The 17,826-nt window shown below is 48.0% G+C and carries 14 protein-coding genes; all 14 read right to left on the reverse strand.

The window, feature by feature from the left end; all coding sequences use genetic code 11:
- Positions 1-32 precede the first annotated feature (32 nt).
- On the reverse strand, positions 33-449 hold the full coding sequence (gene rpsL, locus C8U37_RS02385; protein WP_108031676.1) for a 30S ribosomal protein S12: 417 nt from the start codon (positions 447-449) through the stop codon (positions 33-35).
- Between the two features lie 528 nt (positions 450-977).
- On the reverse strand, positions 978-2,456 hold the full coding sequence (lysS, locus tag C8U37_RS02390; protein ID WP_108031821.1) for a lysine--tRNA ligase: 1,479 nt from the start codon (positions 2,454-2,456) through the stop codon (positions 978-980).
- Positions 2,457-2,563: 107 nt separating this feature from the next.
- On the reverse strand, positions 2,564-3,592 hold the full coding sequence (gene dusB, locus C8U37_RS02395) for a tRNA dihydrouridine synthase DusB (protein ID WP_086626902.1): 1,029 nt from the start codon (positions 3,590-3,592) through the stop codon (positions 2,564-2,566).
- A 189-nt stretch (positions 3,593-3,781) separates the two neighbouring features.
- On the reverse strand, positions 3,782-4,708 hold the full coding sequence (cysK, locus tag C8U37_RS02400) for a cysteine synthase A (RefSeq protein WP_108031677.1): 927 nt from the start codon (positions 4,706-4,708) through the stop codon (positions 3,782-3,784).
- Positions 4,709-4,817: 109 nt separating this feature from the next.
- The gene (gene hslO, locus C8U37_RS02405) at positions 4,818-5,720 is read right to left on the reverse strand and encodes an Hsp33 family molecular chaperone HslO (RefSeq protein WP_108031678.1); all 903 of its coding nucleotides are present in this window, start codon (positions 5,718-5,720) and stop codon (positions 4,818-4,820) included.
- 160 nt (positions 5,721-5,880) lie between these two features.
- Entirely contained in the window at positions 5,881-7,992 is a 2,112-nt protein-coding gene (gene ftsH, locus C8U37_RS02410) for an ATP-dependent zinc metalloprotease FtsH (protein ID WP_108031679.1), read from the reverse strand.
- 122 nt (positions 7,993-8,114) lie between these two features.
- Positions 8,115-8,654, reverse strand: a complete 540-nt coding sequence (gene hpt, locus C8U37_RS02415; RefSeq protein WP_086626898.1) for a hypoxanthine phosphoribosyltransferase — start codon at positions 8,652-8,654, stop codon at positions 8,115-8,117.
- Between the two features lie 18 nt (positions 8,655-8,672).
- Positions 8,673-10,070 carry a tRNA lysidine(34) synthetase TilS gene (gene tilS / locus C8U37_RS02420; protein WP_108031680.1) on the reverse strand — a complete coding sequence of 466 codons (1,398 nt, stop codon included), beginning with the start codon at positions 10,068-10,070 and terminating at the stop codon, positions 8,673-8,675.
- Between the two features lie 88 nt (positions 10,071-10,158).
- Entirely contained in the window at positions 10,159-10,638 is a 480-nt protein-coding gene (locus C8U37_RS02425; protein WP_108031681.1) for a S1 domain-containing RNA-binding protein, read from the reverse strand.
- 87 nt (positions 10,639-10,725) lie between these two features.
- Positions 10,726-11,160 carry an FtsB family cell division protein gene (locus C8U37_RS02430; protein WP_211306102.1) on the reverse strand — a complete coding sequence of 145 codons (435 nt, stop codon included), beginning with the start codon at positions 11,158-11,160 and terminating at the stop codon, positions 10,726-10,728.
- A 107-nt stretch (positions 11,161-11,267) separates the two neighbouring features.
- Complete coding sequence (locus C8U37_RS02435; protein ID WP_086942198.1) at positions 11,268-11,546, reverse strand: RNA-binding S4 domain-containing protein; 279 nt, start codon at positions 11,544-11,546, stop codon at positions 11,268-11,270.
- Positions 11,533-12,591, reverse strand: coding sequence for a MazG nucleotide pyrophosphohydrolase domain-containing protein (locus tag C8U37_RS02440; RefSeq protein ID WP_108031682.1), 1,059 nt, complete (start codon positions 12,589-12,591; stop codon positions 11,533-11,535). The genes C8U37_RS02435 and C8U37_RS02440 overlap by 14 nt, the downstream gene beginning before the upstream one ends.
- A gap of 25 nt (positions 12,592-12,616) precedes the next feature.
- Positions 12,617-14,239 (reverse strand): putative polysaccharide biosynthesis protein, encoded by a 1,623-nt coding sequence (locus C8U37_RS02445; protein ID WP_108031683.1) that lies wholly within the window; start codon positions 14,237-14,239, stop codon positions 12,617-12,619.
- Complete coding sequence (gene mfd, locus C8U37_RS02450) at positions 14,229-17,765, reverse strand: transcription-repair coupling factor (RefSeq protein WP_108031684.1); 3,537 nt, start codon at positions 17,763-17,765, stop codon at positions 14,229-14,231. The genes C8U37_RS02445 and mfd overlap by 11 nt, the downstream gene beginning before the upstream one ends.
- Positions 17,766-17,826: the final 61 nt, after the last annotated feature.

The raw sequence follows: 17,826 nt of genomic DNA on the forward strand, positions 1-17,826 counted from the left end.
CTTAACTTTTGTTTTTTTCGTTTATTGTTTAATTATTTTTTCTTAGGTCTCTTAGCTCCGTATTTAGAACGGCTTTGCATACGGTTAGCTACACCGGCTGTATCAAGAGCGCCACGAACGACATGATAACGTACCCCCGGCAAGTCTTTTACTCGTCCGCCACGGATAAGCACCACGCTATGTTCTTGTAGGTTATGTCCGATACCAGGAATGTAAGCTGTAACTTCTAACAAGTTAGACAAACGTACACGAGCGTACTTACGTAACGCTGAGTTAGGTTTTTTCGGAGTCATTGTACCCACACGCGTACAAACACCACGTTTTTGAGGTGAGTTTGTATTTGTTTGTGATTTTTTGAAGCTGTTGTAACCTTTTCCTAAAGCAGGAGATGTTGATTTTACAATAGCAGATTTGCGTGGTTTACGCACTAGTTGATTGATTGTAGGCATTGATTTTCCTCCTTCCTCGATGGGATATCTAGGTCCACACATCCAGGTGGTTCCTTTTTAGTTAAAAAAATAAATAAATCGAATATTTCGACCTATTATTCTTTCTGTGACAATCATACACCAGTCAGCACGACTGAAAGATATTGTTCAGGAATCTGTGTACAAAATCACCTTATGAATCATAACATGTATATTTCTGACCGTCAACCTTTTGTATTGCATTATTTGCAATTTTTTTGTTTTTTTTCGGATTTTTTTTCATGCGATCTGAATGCCTTTTGGGTGCACCTCGCCGCTTTGCTCCGGTGAACAGAGGCTTCGCCGGAATTCAGACACATTTTGCTTGTGTTCTCCAACGAGAGCAACTTCGTCGGAGTTGCAGCCGCTAGCTACCGGTGTACTCCGGTAAGGGCCCCGTTCACCGGAGATAGGGGCCCGGCACAGCAACTGGGCTATCCATACATCAATAGAATCTCAAAACAAGAAAGAAGGGGCTACCGCAATTGCGGTAGCCCCCTCACATTTAAGTTAAATCTCTAGATTTCTCATCGTCGGGAACAGCAGGACGTCCCTGATTGATTGACTGTCGGTCAACATCATCACGAATCTGTCGATACCGATGCCCAATCCACCTGTCGGAGGCATACCATATTCCAAAGCTTCGATGAAGTCTTCGTCCACGCCATGCGCTTCGTCATTGCCTTGCTCTTTCTCCATCGCTTGCGCTTCGAATCTTTCTCTTTGATCGATCGGATCCGTAAGTTCGGTAAAGGCGTTTCCGTATTCCTTGCCCATGATGAAGATTTCAAAACGGTCCGTAAAGCGCGGATCTTCTTCATTTTTACGTGCCAATGGAGAAATCGCCAGTGGATGCCCATAAATGAATGTCGGCTGAACCAACGTGTCTTCCACAAATGCTTCAAAAAACTCATTGATGATGTGCCCTACCGTCATGTTTTTCGTGAACGGCACATTGTGTTTTTCCGCCAAAGCTTGCGCTTCTGCGTCAGTCATCGGTGCCCAGAAATCGACACCTGTAGCGGATTTGACTGCGTCAACCATGTGGATGCGCGGATATGGTCCGGCCAAGTTGATTTCGGTACCGTCATAGACCACTGTTGAGGATCCTTTGACTTTTGTTGTAACCGTCTCAAAGATGCCTTCAACCACTTCCATCACATCGTGGAAATCCGTATAGGCTGTATACATTTCCAACATCGTGAATTCCGGATTGTGGGTTGTATCGATCCCTTCGTTACGGAATACGCGACCGATTTCATAAACTTTTTCCATGCCGCCGATCACAAGGCGTTTCAGGTGCAGCTCCAATGCGATGCGCATGTACAATTCCATATCCAACGCGTTGTGGTGCGTGATGAACGGTCTTGCGGTTGCACCACCGGCCATGTTATGCAAAGTCGGTGTTTCTACTTCCAAATAGCCAAGGCCGTTCAGGTAGGTTCTGATTTCGCTGATGATCTGGCTACGTTGCACGAACTTATTGAAGCTCTCTTTGTTGCTGATCAAGTCAAGATAGCGTTGACGGTATTTTTGTTCAACGTTCGTCAAACCATGATATTTATCGGGCAAGGGTCGCAACGCTTTCGTCAAATGCACAAGCTGCGTCGGTTTGATGGTAACTTCGCCGGCATCGGTTTTCATGATCGGCCCGGTTACGCCAATGATGTCCCCGAGGTCGGCCTGCTTAAAGATTGCATAATTCTCTTCCCCGACAGCGTCTTTGCGCACGTAAATCTGGATTTGGCCTTTGCTGTCCTGCAAATGCGCAAAGCCAACCTTGCCTTTGCCGCGTTTCGTCATGATTCTGCCGGCTACTGAAACGATGGTCTCATCTTTTTCTTCGATTTCCTCTTTCGTAAAAGCATCGAAATCTTGATGGATAGTTGCGGATAAATGTGTTCTTACAAAACCATTTTGAAAGGGTTCAATTCCTTCTTCGCGTAAAGTCTGCATTTTTTCACGGCGAATCAGTAATTGGTCATTCATTTCTTCTGAATGTTTTTCTTGACTCAATGAGGTCACTCCGTTCTTAAATCTACTTGTTTCATAATCTTCTTAATATTGCCAATAAAAGAGTGAAAAATCAAGCCGTCTTAGCTATTTATTTCGATTTTTTCGGATGTAGGCGCTTCTTTTGAGGCTTCGCGTTCTTCTATTTCAAAAATGAACCGATCCAACAAGTCGACAACTTCTTGTTGTCTGGATGCAGAAGTGACCGCAGCTTTTGTTTTTGAAGCACGCGGAATGCCTTTCAGGTAATAACCTGCGATGCTGCGGAATTCTTTGACAGCGACTGTTTCGCCCTTAAGATCGGTCAATCGGTCCAAGTGCAGTTTTGCGATTTCCAATTTCTCACGCGGGGTCGATTGCGGCAACATCTCTCCGGTTTCCAGATAGTGGACTGTCTGTTTGATCATCCAAGGATTGCTTAAGGCAGCCCGGCCGATCATGACACCATCCACGCCTGTTTCGTCCATCATCCGCTTCGCGTCTTCAGGCGTCTTCACATCCCCGTTCCCCAATAATGGAATACGCGTCAAAGCTTGCTTGACTTCCTTGAAGATGTTCCAGTCGGCTTTGCCATCATACATCTGTACGCGTGTGCGGCCGTGCATGGCAACGGCGGCTGCACCAGCGCGTTCTGCAGCCAAGGCATTCTCCACTGCAAACAGATGATCGGAATCCCAACCGGTCCGCATTTTCACGGTTACAGGCTTATCTACGGCATCCACGACAGCGGAAACCATTTCATAGACTTTGCCCGGATCCAACAACCACTTGGCTCCGGCTTCCGCCTTGATGACTTTGCTGACGGGACAGCCCATGTTGATGTCGATGATGGCTGCTTCCGTATTTTCCGCCACATATTTCGCCGCTTCCACCAGCGTATCCTTGTTGCCGCCCATGATCTGCACGCTCAACGGATATTCATTCGGCTCGATGTGCAGCATCCGCAAAGTCTTCTCGTTACGGAATTGGATGCCCTTATCGCTGATCATCTCGCAGACGACTAAACCTGCGCCCATCTCTTTGACGGTGACACGGAAGGCAGCGTTGCTGATTCCGGCCATCGGTGCGACTGCAACCGGATTATTGATTTCAATATTACCAATTTTATACATTTTTTACTTCCTTTATTATTTATTTATGGTGATCTCATCCATTTTTTGGATGCTCGAAAAACTCTTGGACCATTCTATCATCTTACAATCCGTAAGAAAAGAAAAATATCTTGCCCGATTGCGTTTTGCACCTCAACAATAAGAAAAAAGGACAAGCCATCCGATCGGCCTGTCCTTCTTATACATTTGTTATTGTGCACTGAACAGAGGCGTAGACAGGTAGCGTTCCCCGTTATCCGGCGCCAAAGTCAAGACGGACTTGCCTTTTCCTAATCGGATGGCCACTTCGATCGCACCAGCGATGGCGGCTCCGCCTGAAATGCCCACCAGAATGCCTTCTTCCTGCGCAACACGGCGAGCCATTTCGAAGGCTTGTTCATTGGAGACTTGGACGATGCCGTTGTAAAGTGTTATGTCCAAGACTGATGGGATAAAGCCAGCACCGATACCCTGGATTTTGTGCGGACCTTTCGGCTTTCCGCTCAGTACAGCCGAATCAGTCGGCTCCAGTGCATAAATCTCCACGTTAGGATTGACTTTGCGTAACGCCTTGCCGACTCCAGTCACGGTTCCGCCCGTTCCGACTCCGGCAATAAAGGCATCAGGCGTCTTGCCTTCAAAAGCCTCGATGATTTCCGGTCCGGTGATGGCTTCATGCACAGCCGGATTGGCTGGATTATCGAATTGCATCGGCATAAAGTGATCCGGTTGCGCAGCGATTTCCCTTGCTTTCGCAATCGAACCGTTCATCCCTTCAGCGCCAGGTGTCAAAACCAACTCTGCGCCATAAGCTGCCAACAATAAGCGTCTTTCCATGCTCATCGTATCCGGCATCACAAAAATGGCTTTATAGCCTTTTGCCGCCGCCAGCATAGCCAGTCCGACACCGGTATTCCCGCTAGTCGGCTCTACGATTGTATACCCGGGTTTCAGAAGGCCTTCTTCTTCCGCCACTTCGATCATATTCAAAGCGATGCGATCTTTCACACTTCCGCCCGCGTTGAAGGATTCCAGCTTGACGAAAACATCAGCCACACCCTCGGGTACCACTTTATTCAGTTTGATTATCGGCGTTTCCCCGATCAAACTCGCAATTGAAGAGACTATTTTTACCATGTCGATTCCTCCAGCTCAGATAGATTTTACTGATCAGTTCCGTCAAACGGATAGATTACGTTCATTGTAGGTTACGTAAAACCGCATTACAAGCGAAACGCCGGCGACATCAGATGTTGGCAGCGCGCTTTTCATCAATGGCCTTCACCAGTTCTTGCAGATCTGCTTCCGAATAGTGGTACTTTTCGCCACAGAAATGGCAGACAACCTCAGCGCCATGATCCTCTTCGATCATTTCATGCAGCTCAGTCTTGCCGATCGAACTCAACCCTTCACTGAAACGTTCTCTGGAACAATCGCAGTGGAAACGCACAGGCATCTTCTCCAGCACTTCAACATTCTCTTCGCCCAGTATGCGCGTCAAAATCTGTTCAGGCGTTTCCCCATTTTCCATCAATCTGGAGACTAACGGAATGGCTGCGATATTCTTTTCCACTTTCGTGATGGCTTCATCGCTGGCGTCAGGCATCACTTGGATCATGAAACCGCCAGCAGCTTTGATCGAATCATCGGTGTCCACCAGCACGCTCAAACCGATGGCTGAAGGGATCTGCTCAGAATTTGCCATGTAGTAGGTGAAGTCCTCGCCCAATTCGCCGCTGACTAGAGAAACTTGCCCCGTAAACGGTTCTTTCATCCCTAAATCTTTGATGACGGTCAATGTGCCTTCCGTCCCCACAACTGCACGCACATCCAGTTTGCCATCGCCGTTCAAGGAAAGGTTGACGTTCGGGTTTGCAATATAGGCTTTGATGTCGCCTTTGCCATTTGCATCTGCGAGTATGCGGCCTCCCAGACCATCTCCATTCACGATGACAGTCATTTTTTCCTCATTCTTCAATCCGGCAGCAGCCAACAACAAAGTCCCTACCATCGTGCGGCCTAAAGCTGCAGACGAGGCGCTCCATGTATCATGTCTTCTTTGAGCCTCCGCAACCGCTGCTGTAGCGTCGATCGCATAGGCACGGAATTGTCCTTCATAGGCTAAAGCTTTAATCAAATAGTCACTCATATATAATCCTCCATCGCATTCTTAAATTGTTTCTCTATCATTCTACTATAGGTCGGGACGAAAGCAACCACACTTTGCTCACTTACTTTTGCAGAGTTGCTCTTTGATGACAAAAAGTCCGGGATGATCATCCCGGACTTTTTGCAAAACGCTATTTGTTTTATTTTTCTTCCGTATCGGCGGATTCATTTTCTGCTTTTTCATCAGCAGCAGGTAATGAAACGTTAGCTGGATCTTCAGATTCGTCATCAGCAAGCATCTGCTCTTCTTGACGAACTTTTTCAGCCTCTTTCTTTTCAAGAGCCCGTTTGGCTTCTTCAAAAGACTGCGCTTTTTCGCTTGGATATTCTTCTGAATTTGAGTCCGAAGGCATTTGGCCGGTTTCGAACAAGCTGCGGATTGTTTTCTCGTCCAATGTTTCCAATTCCAACAATTTCGTAGCGATCAAATTCAATTGCTCACGGTGTTCTTCGATGATTTCACGCGCTCTGATATGCGCTTCATTCATCATGCGACGGACTTCTGAGTCGATTTGGTAGGCAATATCTTCAGAGTAAGCTTTGGTTTGGCCGTAGTCACGTCCGACGAATACTTGATGGTTCCCTTCATACTGCACAGTGCCCAACTTCTCGCTCATGCCGTACTCGGTAACCATGCTTCTGATCAAGCCGGTAGCTTGTTCGAAGTCGTTGCTGGCGCCTGTGGTTTGGACGTTGAAGACAACTTCCTCCGCAACACGTCCACCAAGCAACCCGACAACTTGTTCCAACAATTCATCCTTCGTCATAAGGAATCGATCCTCTTTCGGAAGCATGATTGCATATCCTCCAGCGCGACCGCGCGGAACGATCGTAACCTTGTGGACAATGCGCGCATCACTCAACACCATACCGACTATTGTATGACCCGCTTCATGGTAAGCAACCATTTCACGTTCGCGCTTGCTGATGACACGATCTCTCTTGGCAGGACCGGCAATGACACGGTCATGCGCTTCATCAACATCAAGTGCATCGATTTTTGTTTTGTTCCGTCTGGCCGCGACTAAGGCAGCTTCATTCAACAGGTTTTCCAGATCTGCTCCAGAGAAGCCTGGTGTCTGTTGCGCAACAACCTTCAGGTCCACATTGCTTGCCAACGGTTTATTGCGGGAATGTACTTTCAGTATCGCTTCACGGCCTTTTACATCCGGTCTGCCGACCAAAATTTGGCGGTCAAAACGGCCTGGACGGAGCAATGCCGGATCGAGTACATCCGAACGGTTGGTAGCGGCAATTACGATGATGCCTTCATTGCCGGAAAAACCGTCCATCTCAACCAATAATTGGTTCAGTGTCTGTTCGCGTTCATCATGTCCGCCACCCATACCAGCGCCACGTTGACGTCCGACAGCATCGATTTCATCGATAAAGATGATTGCAGGAGCTGCTTTTTTGGCTTGCTCGAACAAATCACGCACACGGCTGGCACCGACACCGACGAACATTTCCACGAATTCCGAACCGGAAATCGAGAAGAAAGGCACACCGGCCTCACCAGCAACAGCTTTGGCCAACAAGGTTTTACCTGTTCCTGGAGGTCCTTCAAGCAAAACACCCGCCGGAATTCTTGCGCCAAGTGCCGTGAAACGACGCGGATCCTTCAGGAATTCCACTACTTCAACAAGTTCTTGTTTTTCCTCTTCTGCACCAGCGACGTCAGAAAAACGTACTTTCATCGGTTTTTTGGTGGCATCTTCAGACTTCGTTTTGCCGAAGTTCATGACATTGCGGTTACCGCCTTGCCCGCCTCCAGCTTGTCCCATCATCATGTACATGAAGAAGATGAAGATGACGATCGGCAATACGCTGAACAGGATGCTGATCCATGCGCCGGACTGATCTTCTTCCAGTGGCACCATCTGTGTATCCGTCGTTTCGGCGATGTCCGTAATCTGTTTCAGAGTTTCGTCATTCGGTAAGACTCTGGTTGTGAAATTCTTCGTTGTTGTACTGGTCGTATCATCAAACAACAGTAGATCGCTGGATGAATCAGCCACTTCCAGTTCTTGCTCTGTGCGGTATTCACCGCTGATTTCATACACGCCTGCACCCGGTTGGATCGTAAAACTATCCACCTCTTCAGAGTTCAAGGCATCCATAAATTCGCTTGCTGAAATTTCTTGGCTCGTCTCTGTGTCCATGCCGCCTGTAATCATCGAAACCACTGCAATGATCGCAAGGAAGATCAGCACATAAAAGCCGCTGCTTTTAAGAAAATTATTTTTTTTCATTAGAACCTCCTCGTCAGATATCGTTCTTCGCAGACTTTATCTTACGTCTCATCTTTTTTGTTAGTACAATATACTGGTATCTCACTAATCATATCATATCTGACCAATTTTAACGAATGATTTTACTCATAAACTTCGGTTTTTAAAACCCCAATATAAGGGAGGTTCCGGTACTTTTCGTTGAAGTCCAATCCGTATCCGACGACGAACTCGTTCGGAACGTTGATACCAATGTAATCCGCTTCCAAATCCACGACACGGCGTTCTTTTTTGTCCATCAAAGTGACCACTTTGATGGATTTTGCTTTACGGTATTTGAAGATTTCGATCAGGTAGCTCAACGTCCGGCCGGTGTCAATGATGTCCTCCACGATCAACAAGTCGCGTCCGTCCACTGTCGTATCCAAATCTTTCAGGATCTTCACATCTCCGCTTGACTCCATTCCCGCTCCGTAGCTGGATACGTCCATGAAATCCAATTCCAGATCGCATGCCATCGCGCGCGATAAGTCGGTCATGAACATGACGGCACCTTTCAGTACGCCGATCACCAATGGATTTTTCCCTTCATATTCTTTCGTCAATTGCGCGCCCAAGTCTTTGACTACTGCGCTGATTTCTTCTTCACTGTATAATACTTCCTTGATATCAGGATGCAACATTTCTTTCACCTCAAAAATTTATTTAATGTAAATCAATCTGTAACGCGTTTGTTCTTTGTCATTCTCGGACAACCAGACGGACTGGGCATAGCCCGGCACCCATAAAATACGTCCCTCGCCATCAGTGACGATACAGGCTTTTCGTCTTTCTTCATCCGGAATTTTTTTATCCACAAAAAGCCGGCTCACTTTTTTTGTGAATGGCTGATCTTTGTTCAAAACTATCTTGTCGCCCATACGCCGGGAACGCACCGTAAAAGGCATCAGTGCCAACTCGTCCTTGATTCCAACGATCTGAGCATTCATCGGCAATTCTTTTGAAAACGCATTATCGCCATGAAATAATCCTATTCTACCATGAGAAGGCAAGGTTACCCATTTATTTAGCTCCAATACTTCAGAAAAATCGGAAAAATCGATCCTGACTGAATCGGGGGATAAGAAAGTAAGTTTATCATACCTTTTTCTGGCCTGCCACCCTCCCGCCAAAGATATTTGCTTTTGGGGAGATTGGTTTTCGATAAGATCCATGATGGCAGTCAGCTGGCTTCTGCGGAAGTCTTGCCCTGCAGGTATCATCTGCTCCGTCACAAAATGACTGAGCACGAGCCGTTGCAAGGAATCGTCACATGCTTGCCATCCGGTCAGATCCAATAACCAGTCCGCTTCAACCTTGTTGAACAAAGAGCGAAACGACTGGGCTACAATAGGTTGAACGACAGTCAATACATCCTGCAGATCTTCCGAAAAATTGCCGAAATGCCTCGATGCTTGGTTGTTTTCAGCCTTCAGCAGCGGAATGATGCTGTTCCGGTATCTGTTCCGCGTGAAAGTCAGCTCTAAATTGGTGCTGTCTTCCCGATAAGGGATTCCGGCCATTTCGCAAATCTGATAGAGCTCGTCTTTTTGGAACGACAGCAACGGGCGAACGAGGTGTCCACGTCCAAAAGTCCGCGCCATAGCGATTCCGGAGATGCCCTTCAACGTGCTTCCCCTCACCAGACGCATCAGAATCGTCTCCAGCTGATCATCCGCATGATGCGCTGTCGCCAAGTGGGATGCTGACCATTTTTCCATCATATCGGCAAAGAAGGCATAGCGGAATTCCCTTGCTGCCATTTCCAGGTTCGACTTGGGATGGTTTTCTTCTTCCCAGTGTTCGGCAAAAAATGGTATCCCTTGGCTCTGACAGTAGTCTTGGACCATCCGAAATTCCTCATCTGACTCTTCCCTGAGATGATGGTGGACATGCACCACCGCGAACTGCGGTTGCCATTCCGGCGGCAATTGTTGGACAAGCCCCAGCAACGCCATGGAATCCGCACCGCCGGATACCGCCAAAAGCAAGCGGCTCTCTTTATCCCAAAGTTGCTGGCGCTCCAACTCTTTGCATAGACGCAGAATATATTCCTGCATAATATCCCTGCTCTCTTTACTCGTAAACCAAAAAAGAGGGTGCGACAATCGGTTTCCCTTTTGCCCATCCTCTAGAAATTACTGTTTTCTATCCACGTCTGCCGCCACGGCCGCCGCGTTTGCCTTCCGTATTGCGCTTGATGGAAGTCAGACGGTCTTCGCTGTCCTTCAAGAAGCCGCTCATCAAAGAGTCAAAGTCATTTTTAAGACCTTTATCCTGATGGGCTGAGAAATCTTTTCTGCCTTTGGAAAAAGAACCTTCTGGACGAGGAGTTGTACTTTTTTGATAAGGTCTGCTTTCTCGTTGGGGTCTGGAAACTTCCCCTGCTGGCTTGTCCACAGCTTTACGGATGGATAAACCAATCTTCCCATCATCCGCAATGGACATAACCTTAACGGTCACTTCATCGCCAACCTTCAAAACGTCCTTTATTTCCTTTACGAAAGTATCAGAAATCTCACTAATATGAACTAATCCTGTCTTACCGCCACCTAAATCAATGAATGCGCCAAAATTTGTAATACCTGTAACTCTTCCTGATACTTTATTCCCAACTTCAATTGACATAAAAAAAAAGTTCCTCCTTCATTTTTGCTCAACTAATTATAACACGGATTATGCAGAAAAAAATAGAATTTTTATTCATAGCTAGATTCACGAATCCGAATCTGCTGCATTTCCCTGTTTTTCGGCCATTTTTGTCTGATTATCTTCAGGCAAACTGAAGATGATCTCGCCATCTTTGCTCAGATAATATTTGCCCCGCGCCAGTTTGGCGATGTATTCATCATCCTGCAACAATTTGACTTCATAGGTCAATTGCGTATTTTCGTCCTCAGCCTGCTTTTTCTCTGTTTTGGCCAACGCGATGGCCGCATCCAAATTGCGGATTTCCAGCCAGTTTCCGACTGTTTTCCACAGACAAGGCACAATCAAGGCAGCACCGAAGAAAAAAATCAGGGACAATCTTCTCATATGGGCTTTTTTTTCCCTCTGAAATATACGTTTCTGACTGTGCTGCGCCTTCGTAAAATCATTTTGCATCACGGTTACGTTGTCAGCTGTCTTTTTCTTCGTCTTTTCCTTCACCCTGATCGCCTCCTTGAAAACATCCACACCCGCATTATCTCCGAATAGTTTTACTCATGTAAAAGTATAGAAGAAACAGCGCGGATTGTCCATGGCCTTTCGCATCATCAGAAGCGATTTTCTTCCGTTCTGGGTGCAACCGTTTCGCTGATGAGGGTATACATTTCCTGCGCCTCATCCTTTTTGGTCGTTTCCACAATTTTGTCGACGCGCACGACGACGGTTTTGTTCCCGAATTGCAGCGTCATTTCATCTCCTGCTTTGACAGTCGAACTCGATTTTGCTTGCTTGCCGTTGATCAGGATGCGCCCTTTGTCCGCCACTTCTTTGGCTACTGATCTGCGTTTGATCAAGCGGGATACTTTCAAAAATTTATCTAGTCTCATCGGAATTCCCCTTTTCTTTTGCTTTTATCGCTTGCCACATCTTATCGATTTCTTCGATCGTATCAGCCTTCACCCCGTCAAAAACATGCGGATGACGTCTGCGCAATTTTTTGTTCAATGTTTCCAGGATATCTTCCATCGTGAAAAAGCCTTCCCGCTCGCCGAATGAGGCATGATAGAACACTTGGAGCAGAATATCACCCAACTCTTCGATCAGGTTATCGATATCATCGTTCTGGATCGCTTCGGCCACTTCTTCGCATTCTTCCTTCAGATAGGGCAACAGACTTTCATGCGTCTGCGATTGCACCCAAACATCTTTTTCTACGATGGCATCCATGTAGGCTTGGGTCAACTCAAAGCTTTTGGTGCGCTCATCTGTCTCAAGCGGTGGAACATACAAAGAAAGCAAGTTATGCACTCCCTCAAGCCTGTCCATCTCGTACAACGGGCACCAGGTCACTTTCTGCATCTTTGTCCCTGCCGCATCGACCAAGGCCACTTGGTGCTCATCCGGATATTTCTCCATCAGCTTCAATTTAACATCACTGGCCACAAATTCATTGAAGACTTGCATGATGATCAGGTGATTGCCTAAGCTCAGCTGGTCCTGGTGGAAGGTCAACCCATCCAACAATTGGAAGCCTTCGATCGGATCGATGGCTACCGCCTGAAAGAAATCGTCGATGAAACTCTTCCCTCCAACGATTTCCACTTCAATTCCCGACTCGTTCTGCAGCAGATGCTTGACGGAATCCTCCGCAACCATTGGATGTCCCGGCACTGCATAAATCAGATCCTGCGTTTTTGCTTTTTCCAATAAATAATCCGCAATCTGACGGTATACGTCATCAAAATTATCCTTCGATTCATATATGTCATCAAAACTTTCAAACTGCACGCCTGCAGCCCTCAGATTCTCAACGACCGGGTGCTCTTTGGTCCTCAGATGGACAAATTCAGCTGCCAGCAATCGACTGTATACGCCATACGGCAGTTGTTCCAACTCTCCGGCTCCAAGCCCCATTATTTCAATTTTACCCATATATTTCTCCTTCTGGAAATCTTTCCTATTTTAAGTCGCTCGTTTTAACCGGCAGTTTACGCAGCAGTTTTTTCCCGAACGGAATACTGATCCACTCCCGCAAAGTAAAGAGCCTCACTTTTAGAATATACCATAAGAATATGCCGACACCAGCACAAACCGTCACGGCAGCTATCACGGAATCCGTCAGCCGGCCTCCATCCGTGAAGAGATACCTTTCCAGACCGATCCGCATCGCCCCAACCGTAACAAAAAGGACAACGCAGCCAGCCATAAGTTTGAGGAAAAAGTGATCCCTGAACCAGACTTCCCGCAAGGCGCATTCACTGTTTAGCCAAAGCACCAGCAACATGGCACCAAGACCGGCTATCAAAGCGATGCTTGCCCCCATCGTCCCCAACGGTTCCACCAACAGCAGATTGCCGAAGAATTTGACCGCAAGACCCGCTGCCAGGGCAAGCAAGGAAATCTTGTACTGACCCAAACTTTGCAGGATGGAATGATAGGCGGTCATGACTGAAGCCGCAAAAATGGCCAAAATATATACAGACAAAACCGCGATGCCTTCCCGGTCCCCGAAGAGCATATTGTTGACGTTCGGTAAAATAGCCAACAATCCCGTCACCGCGGCTGCTGAAAAGACACTTGTCATCCGCAGCAAAGACACTGCGGATCGGGTGAATTCGCCTAGGCGATCTTGTGCATGCGCTTGGCTCATCATCGGAATGAAGCTGGCCGAAAACCCGGTCCCCACAACCATGCCCAGCTGAACAAGCGGTTGGCCACGGTCATAGATGCCCTTGACATTTTTTGCCAATTCGCTGGCTGTACCGCCATCCAGCAAGCCGTTGTAGAGCGTAAACGAATCGATGAGCTGGAACAGGACCAGAATCGCGCTGAGCAAGCAAATCGTCGCCCCTTCAGTCGCATAGCGACGGATCAGGCGCCCCCATTGTACGGCGGGCTCCTCTTGTTTCAAGTGTCGCCCATCAAGCGCTGGCGAATCATGATTCCGCCTTTCTTTGTAATAGGCAACCAACAGGATCAGACTGCCCAGGACCGCACCGACAGTCGCGCCGCTCATGGCATTTGCGCCCATCGCATAAAGGTCGCCTTTTGTTTTCGTGTACAGATAAGCCGCAAAAAGGATCGCACCGACACGCACCAGTTGTTCCGATACCTGCGAAATTGCTGTCGGTTCCATGCGGTAGTTGCCTTGGAAGTACCCCCGCAACGTTGCCAGTATCGGCATCCACAAAAACATCCAGGATACCGACTGCAAAATTGGTTTCAAGTCAGGGTCCCCCATCAGCAGCGCCAGTTGATCGGAAAAGCCATAGATACCCATGAACAGGATGAAGCCGAAGACGCCCATTATGACCAGGCTGCGCTTCACCATCATTCTGCGGGTCCCGCTATCCGGCGTTTCCGCAATCATCTTGGAAAGAAATACCGGAAAGCCCGACAACGCGAATGTCATACCGATGCCATAGATAGGATAGACTTGCTGATAGACATAGAAGCCTGTATTTCCCACCATATTCTGGAACGGCACCCGGTAGACTGCGCTGAGTACCTTGCTGATGAAAGCAGCCAAAGACAACAATAAGGCCCCCCTCATCATCTGCTTCAAGCGATTATTTTCCATCAGTTTCTCCCGCAGTGTCATCCGCTTCGGCTACGCACGCTTTGACGAACGCATTGAGATGATGCAGCCATTGGCGGTTCGGTAATTTCCCGATGACCAGGCTGACAACCAATTTGGCATTATTCAGATTGATCTGCGCCTTCAGCGGGATTTTGCTGAGCGCTTCAAACACAGCCGGCCCCTGAAGGCGGACTGTCGCTTCCTGGGAAAAGGTGATGATGATCGTCTCGCCTTGGCGTTTGATCGTTTCGATTTGGCTCTTTTCGGCATAATTTTTGATCAGACCAACCTCCAACAGATCGGATACTTCTTGCGGATAATCGCTGAAGCGATCAATCAGATCGGTTTCGATTTCATCATGATCAGCCACGCCATCGATGCGTTGGATTCGTTTGTAGAAGTCGATTTTTTGGCGCTCATCCTCTATATAATCGGCAGGTATGTACGCGTCGATGCTCAAGTCGATTTCGACGATGGAACGCTTCGTTTTCGCTTTCAGGCCTCGTTTGACCGCAACTGCCTCTCCCAACATCTCGGAGTACAGATCGAATCCGACCGAGTCGATGAAACCGTGTTGTTGCGCACCCAAAAGGTTCCCTGCTCCACGGATCGACAAATCACGCATGGCAATTTTGAAGCCTGCACCCAGTTCCGTGAATTCCTTGATGGATTGCAGTCTTTTCTCGCTGACTTCAGTCAGCATTTTATTCGGCTGATACATCAAATAGGCGTAGGCAATCCGATTCGTTCTGCCGACACGTCCGCGCAGTTGGTAGAGCTGCGACAATCCCATCCGGTCGGCATTTTCTATGAAGAGTGTGTTGACGTTCGGGATGTCCACACCCGTTTCGATGATGGTTGTGGTGACAAGCACATCGTAGCGGCCTTCGATAAAATCCATGATGACATTCTCGAGCTGGACTTCGGTCATCTGGCCATGCGCCACTGCGACCCGGACATCAGGGACGAGCTCGCGGATCTCTTCGGCTTTCTTCTCGATCGTTTCCACCCGATTGTAGAGGTAGAAGGCTTGACCTCCGCGGGCCAATTCCCTTTCGATCGCATCCCGGACGGCTCCGTTATTCTGTTCCATGACATATGTCTGAACCGGATAGCGGTTTGCCGGTGGTGTTTCGATGACGGAGAGATCCCTGACCCCCAGCATCGACATATGCAGGGTGCGCGGGATCGGCGTTGCCGTCAACGTCAAGACATCCACAGAGGCTTTCATCTGTTTCAAGCGCTCTTTGTGCTTCACACCGAAACGTTGCTCCTCGTCGACCACCAACAATCCCAAATCAGCGAACACAACGTCCTTCGATAAGATCCGGTGCGTGCCGATGACGATGTCGACCGTGCCTTTGCGGATGCCCGCCAATGTTTCCTCTTGCTGTTTTTTCGTGCGGAAGCGGCTCAACAAACCTATTTCGAATGGGTATTCTTCAAACCGTTGCGTCAACGATTCATAATGCTGTTGTGCCAAGATGGTCGTAGGGACAAGAAACGCGGCTTGCTTTCCTTCCTGCACCGCCTTGAAGATGGCGCGCATCGCCACTTCCGTTTTGCCGTATCCGACATCACCGACCAGCAAGCGATCCATCGGTTTGACGTTCTCCATGTCCGCCTTGATTTCAGCGGTGCTGCGCAGTTGATCGTCGGTTTCGGTATATGGGAAGGCATTTTCGAAGTCGAGTTGCTCCGGCGTATCGGGTTGATAGGCGTATCCTTTTTCGGATTCCCGGTTGGCGTAAAGCTCGATCAGTTCATCGGCGATATCTTCGATTTTCGAGGCGACTTTCTTTTTCGTTTTCGCCCATTCCGTTCCACCCAACTTGTGCATTTTAGGCGTTTTGGCATCGGAAGACACATATTTTTGAATCAAATGGATTTGCGTCACAGGAATGAATAATTTGGCGCCTTCCTGGTAGGCGATCGACATGTAATCCTGGTGGACGCCGCCGACTTCGATTGTTTCCATGCCTGTATAGAGACCGATCCCGTGATTCACGTGAACGACGTAATCACCAGGATTCAGTTCCGTGTAACTCTTCAATCTCTCCGCATTCGTCATTTTTTGGCGGCGCGGTTGCTTCTTCGTAACTTTGTTGAAAAGTTCCTTTTCGGTGACGAACACGACTTTTTCCTGCGGCAATTCAAATCCGTTCGCCATTCCGCCGACCAGGATGTTCACTTTATTCTCGATAAACGGATCGTTGCCTTTGATGTAGCTATGGATGCCGAAATCCGCGAATATCCGCTGCACCTTTTCGGCACGTTCGGCAGAAGGGACCATCACGAAAACCGTCATATGCTGCTTGAGCCAACGCTCCATTTCCAATTTGACTTGCGGCATCTGACTGAAGAAATTATTCAGCGTGTGGTATTGGAAAGGATAAACTCCGTGGAACCGCATATTTCCGAATCCTCTGTGGAACAGCGCGTAATAGATGCGATGCTGTTTGGATTTTTTGATTACTTCGCGGATATCGGCGCTGAAATCCTGCGAAGGCAGGCACACGCCTTCCGACACTTTGGCCAGCTTCCATTCCGATGATTCACTTTCGATTGTCCTTTCAACCTCAAGGATACGGCTGTAATCGTCCACGATCAGCAACGCGTCTTCGGAGATATAGTCCAAAACCGTAGGCTGTTCCGGATAGACCAAACTTGTGTAAAGTTGCGGATCTCTGGATAGTTCACCGCGCTTCATATTGTCCGTCAGCTCGGCGAATACACGTGTCATGCTTGCTTTGACTTCTTCATTTTTGATGCCTTTGATGGCCTTTTCAGCCTTTTTCGCTACCGCGCTGGCCTGTTTCGCTATCTCCGCTTTCGTGAAGATCGTGTCATGCGCCGGCAAAATCCGTACAGTTTCGATAGATTCGCTGGACTTTTGGGTGTAGGCATCAAAATAGCGCAATGTGTCGATTTCGGTATCGAACAGTTCCAATCGCAATGGATTCTCTTCGTTCAGGGCATAGATGTCGATGATGCCCCCGCGTATGCTGAACTCACCAGGGCTGGCAACCATCCGTTCACGGGTATAGCCCATTGCGACCAACTTTTCAGGCAGGCTGTCCAGATCCAACTCCATGCCGATGGAAAAATCAAGGCAATGCGTTTCCCAGATTGAAGCTGGAGAGAGGATCTTTTTGAATCCGGCAGCCGGAATCACGACGATCCCTTTTTTGCCGCTCTTGAGAAAATCCAACGTTTCGACCCGTTGGCTGCGGTATTCCGGCGATGAGAAAGCCAGTTCCGCCGCGACCGATTCCTCCACAGGGAAGATATGGATGGGAACATCGGGTGCCATTTGACTGATGTCCTCATACACTTGGGTCGCTTGTAGCAGATTGGGGGTCAAGACGATGACCGGTTTCTGCAATTCTTCGAACAGGATATTCGTCAACAGATTGCGGCCTGATCCGGAAAGCCCAGCTATCAACTGTGGCAATTCTGCATTGATTTCAGATAATACGGTCTGTATATTTATTGTTTTTTTCAAATATTTCTCTATTTCTTTCATGAATATTCTCCTCGTTCATGGTATGTTCTGCAGAAAAAAGGTTATCGCTTTCATCTTGATT

Source organism: Trichococcus patagoniensis, assembly GCF_003051085.1.
Taxonomy (GTDB): domain Bacteria; phylum Bacillota; class Bacilli; order Lactobacillales; family Aerococcaceae; genus Trichococcus; species Trichococcus patagoniensis.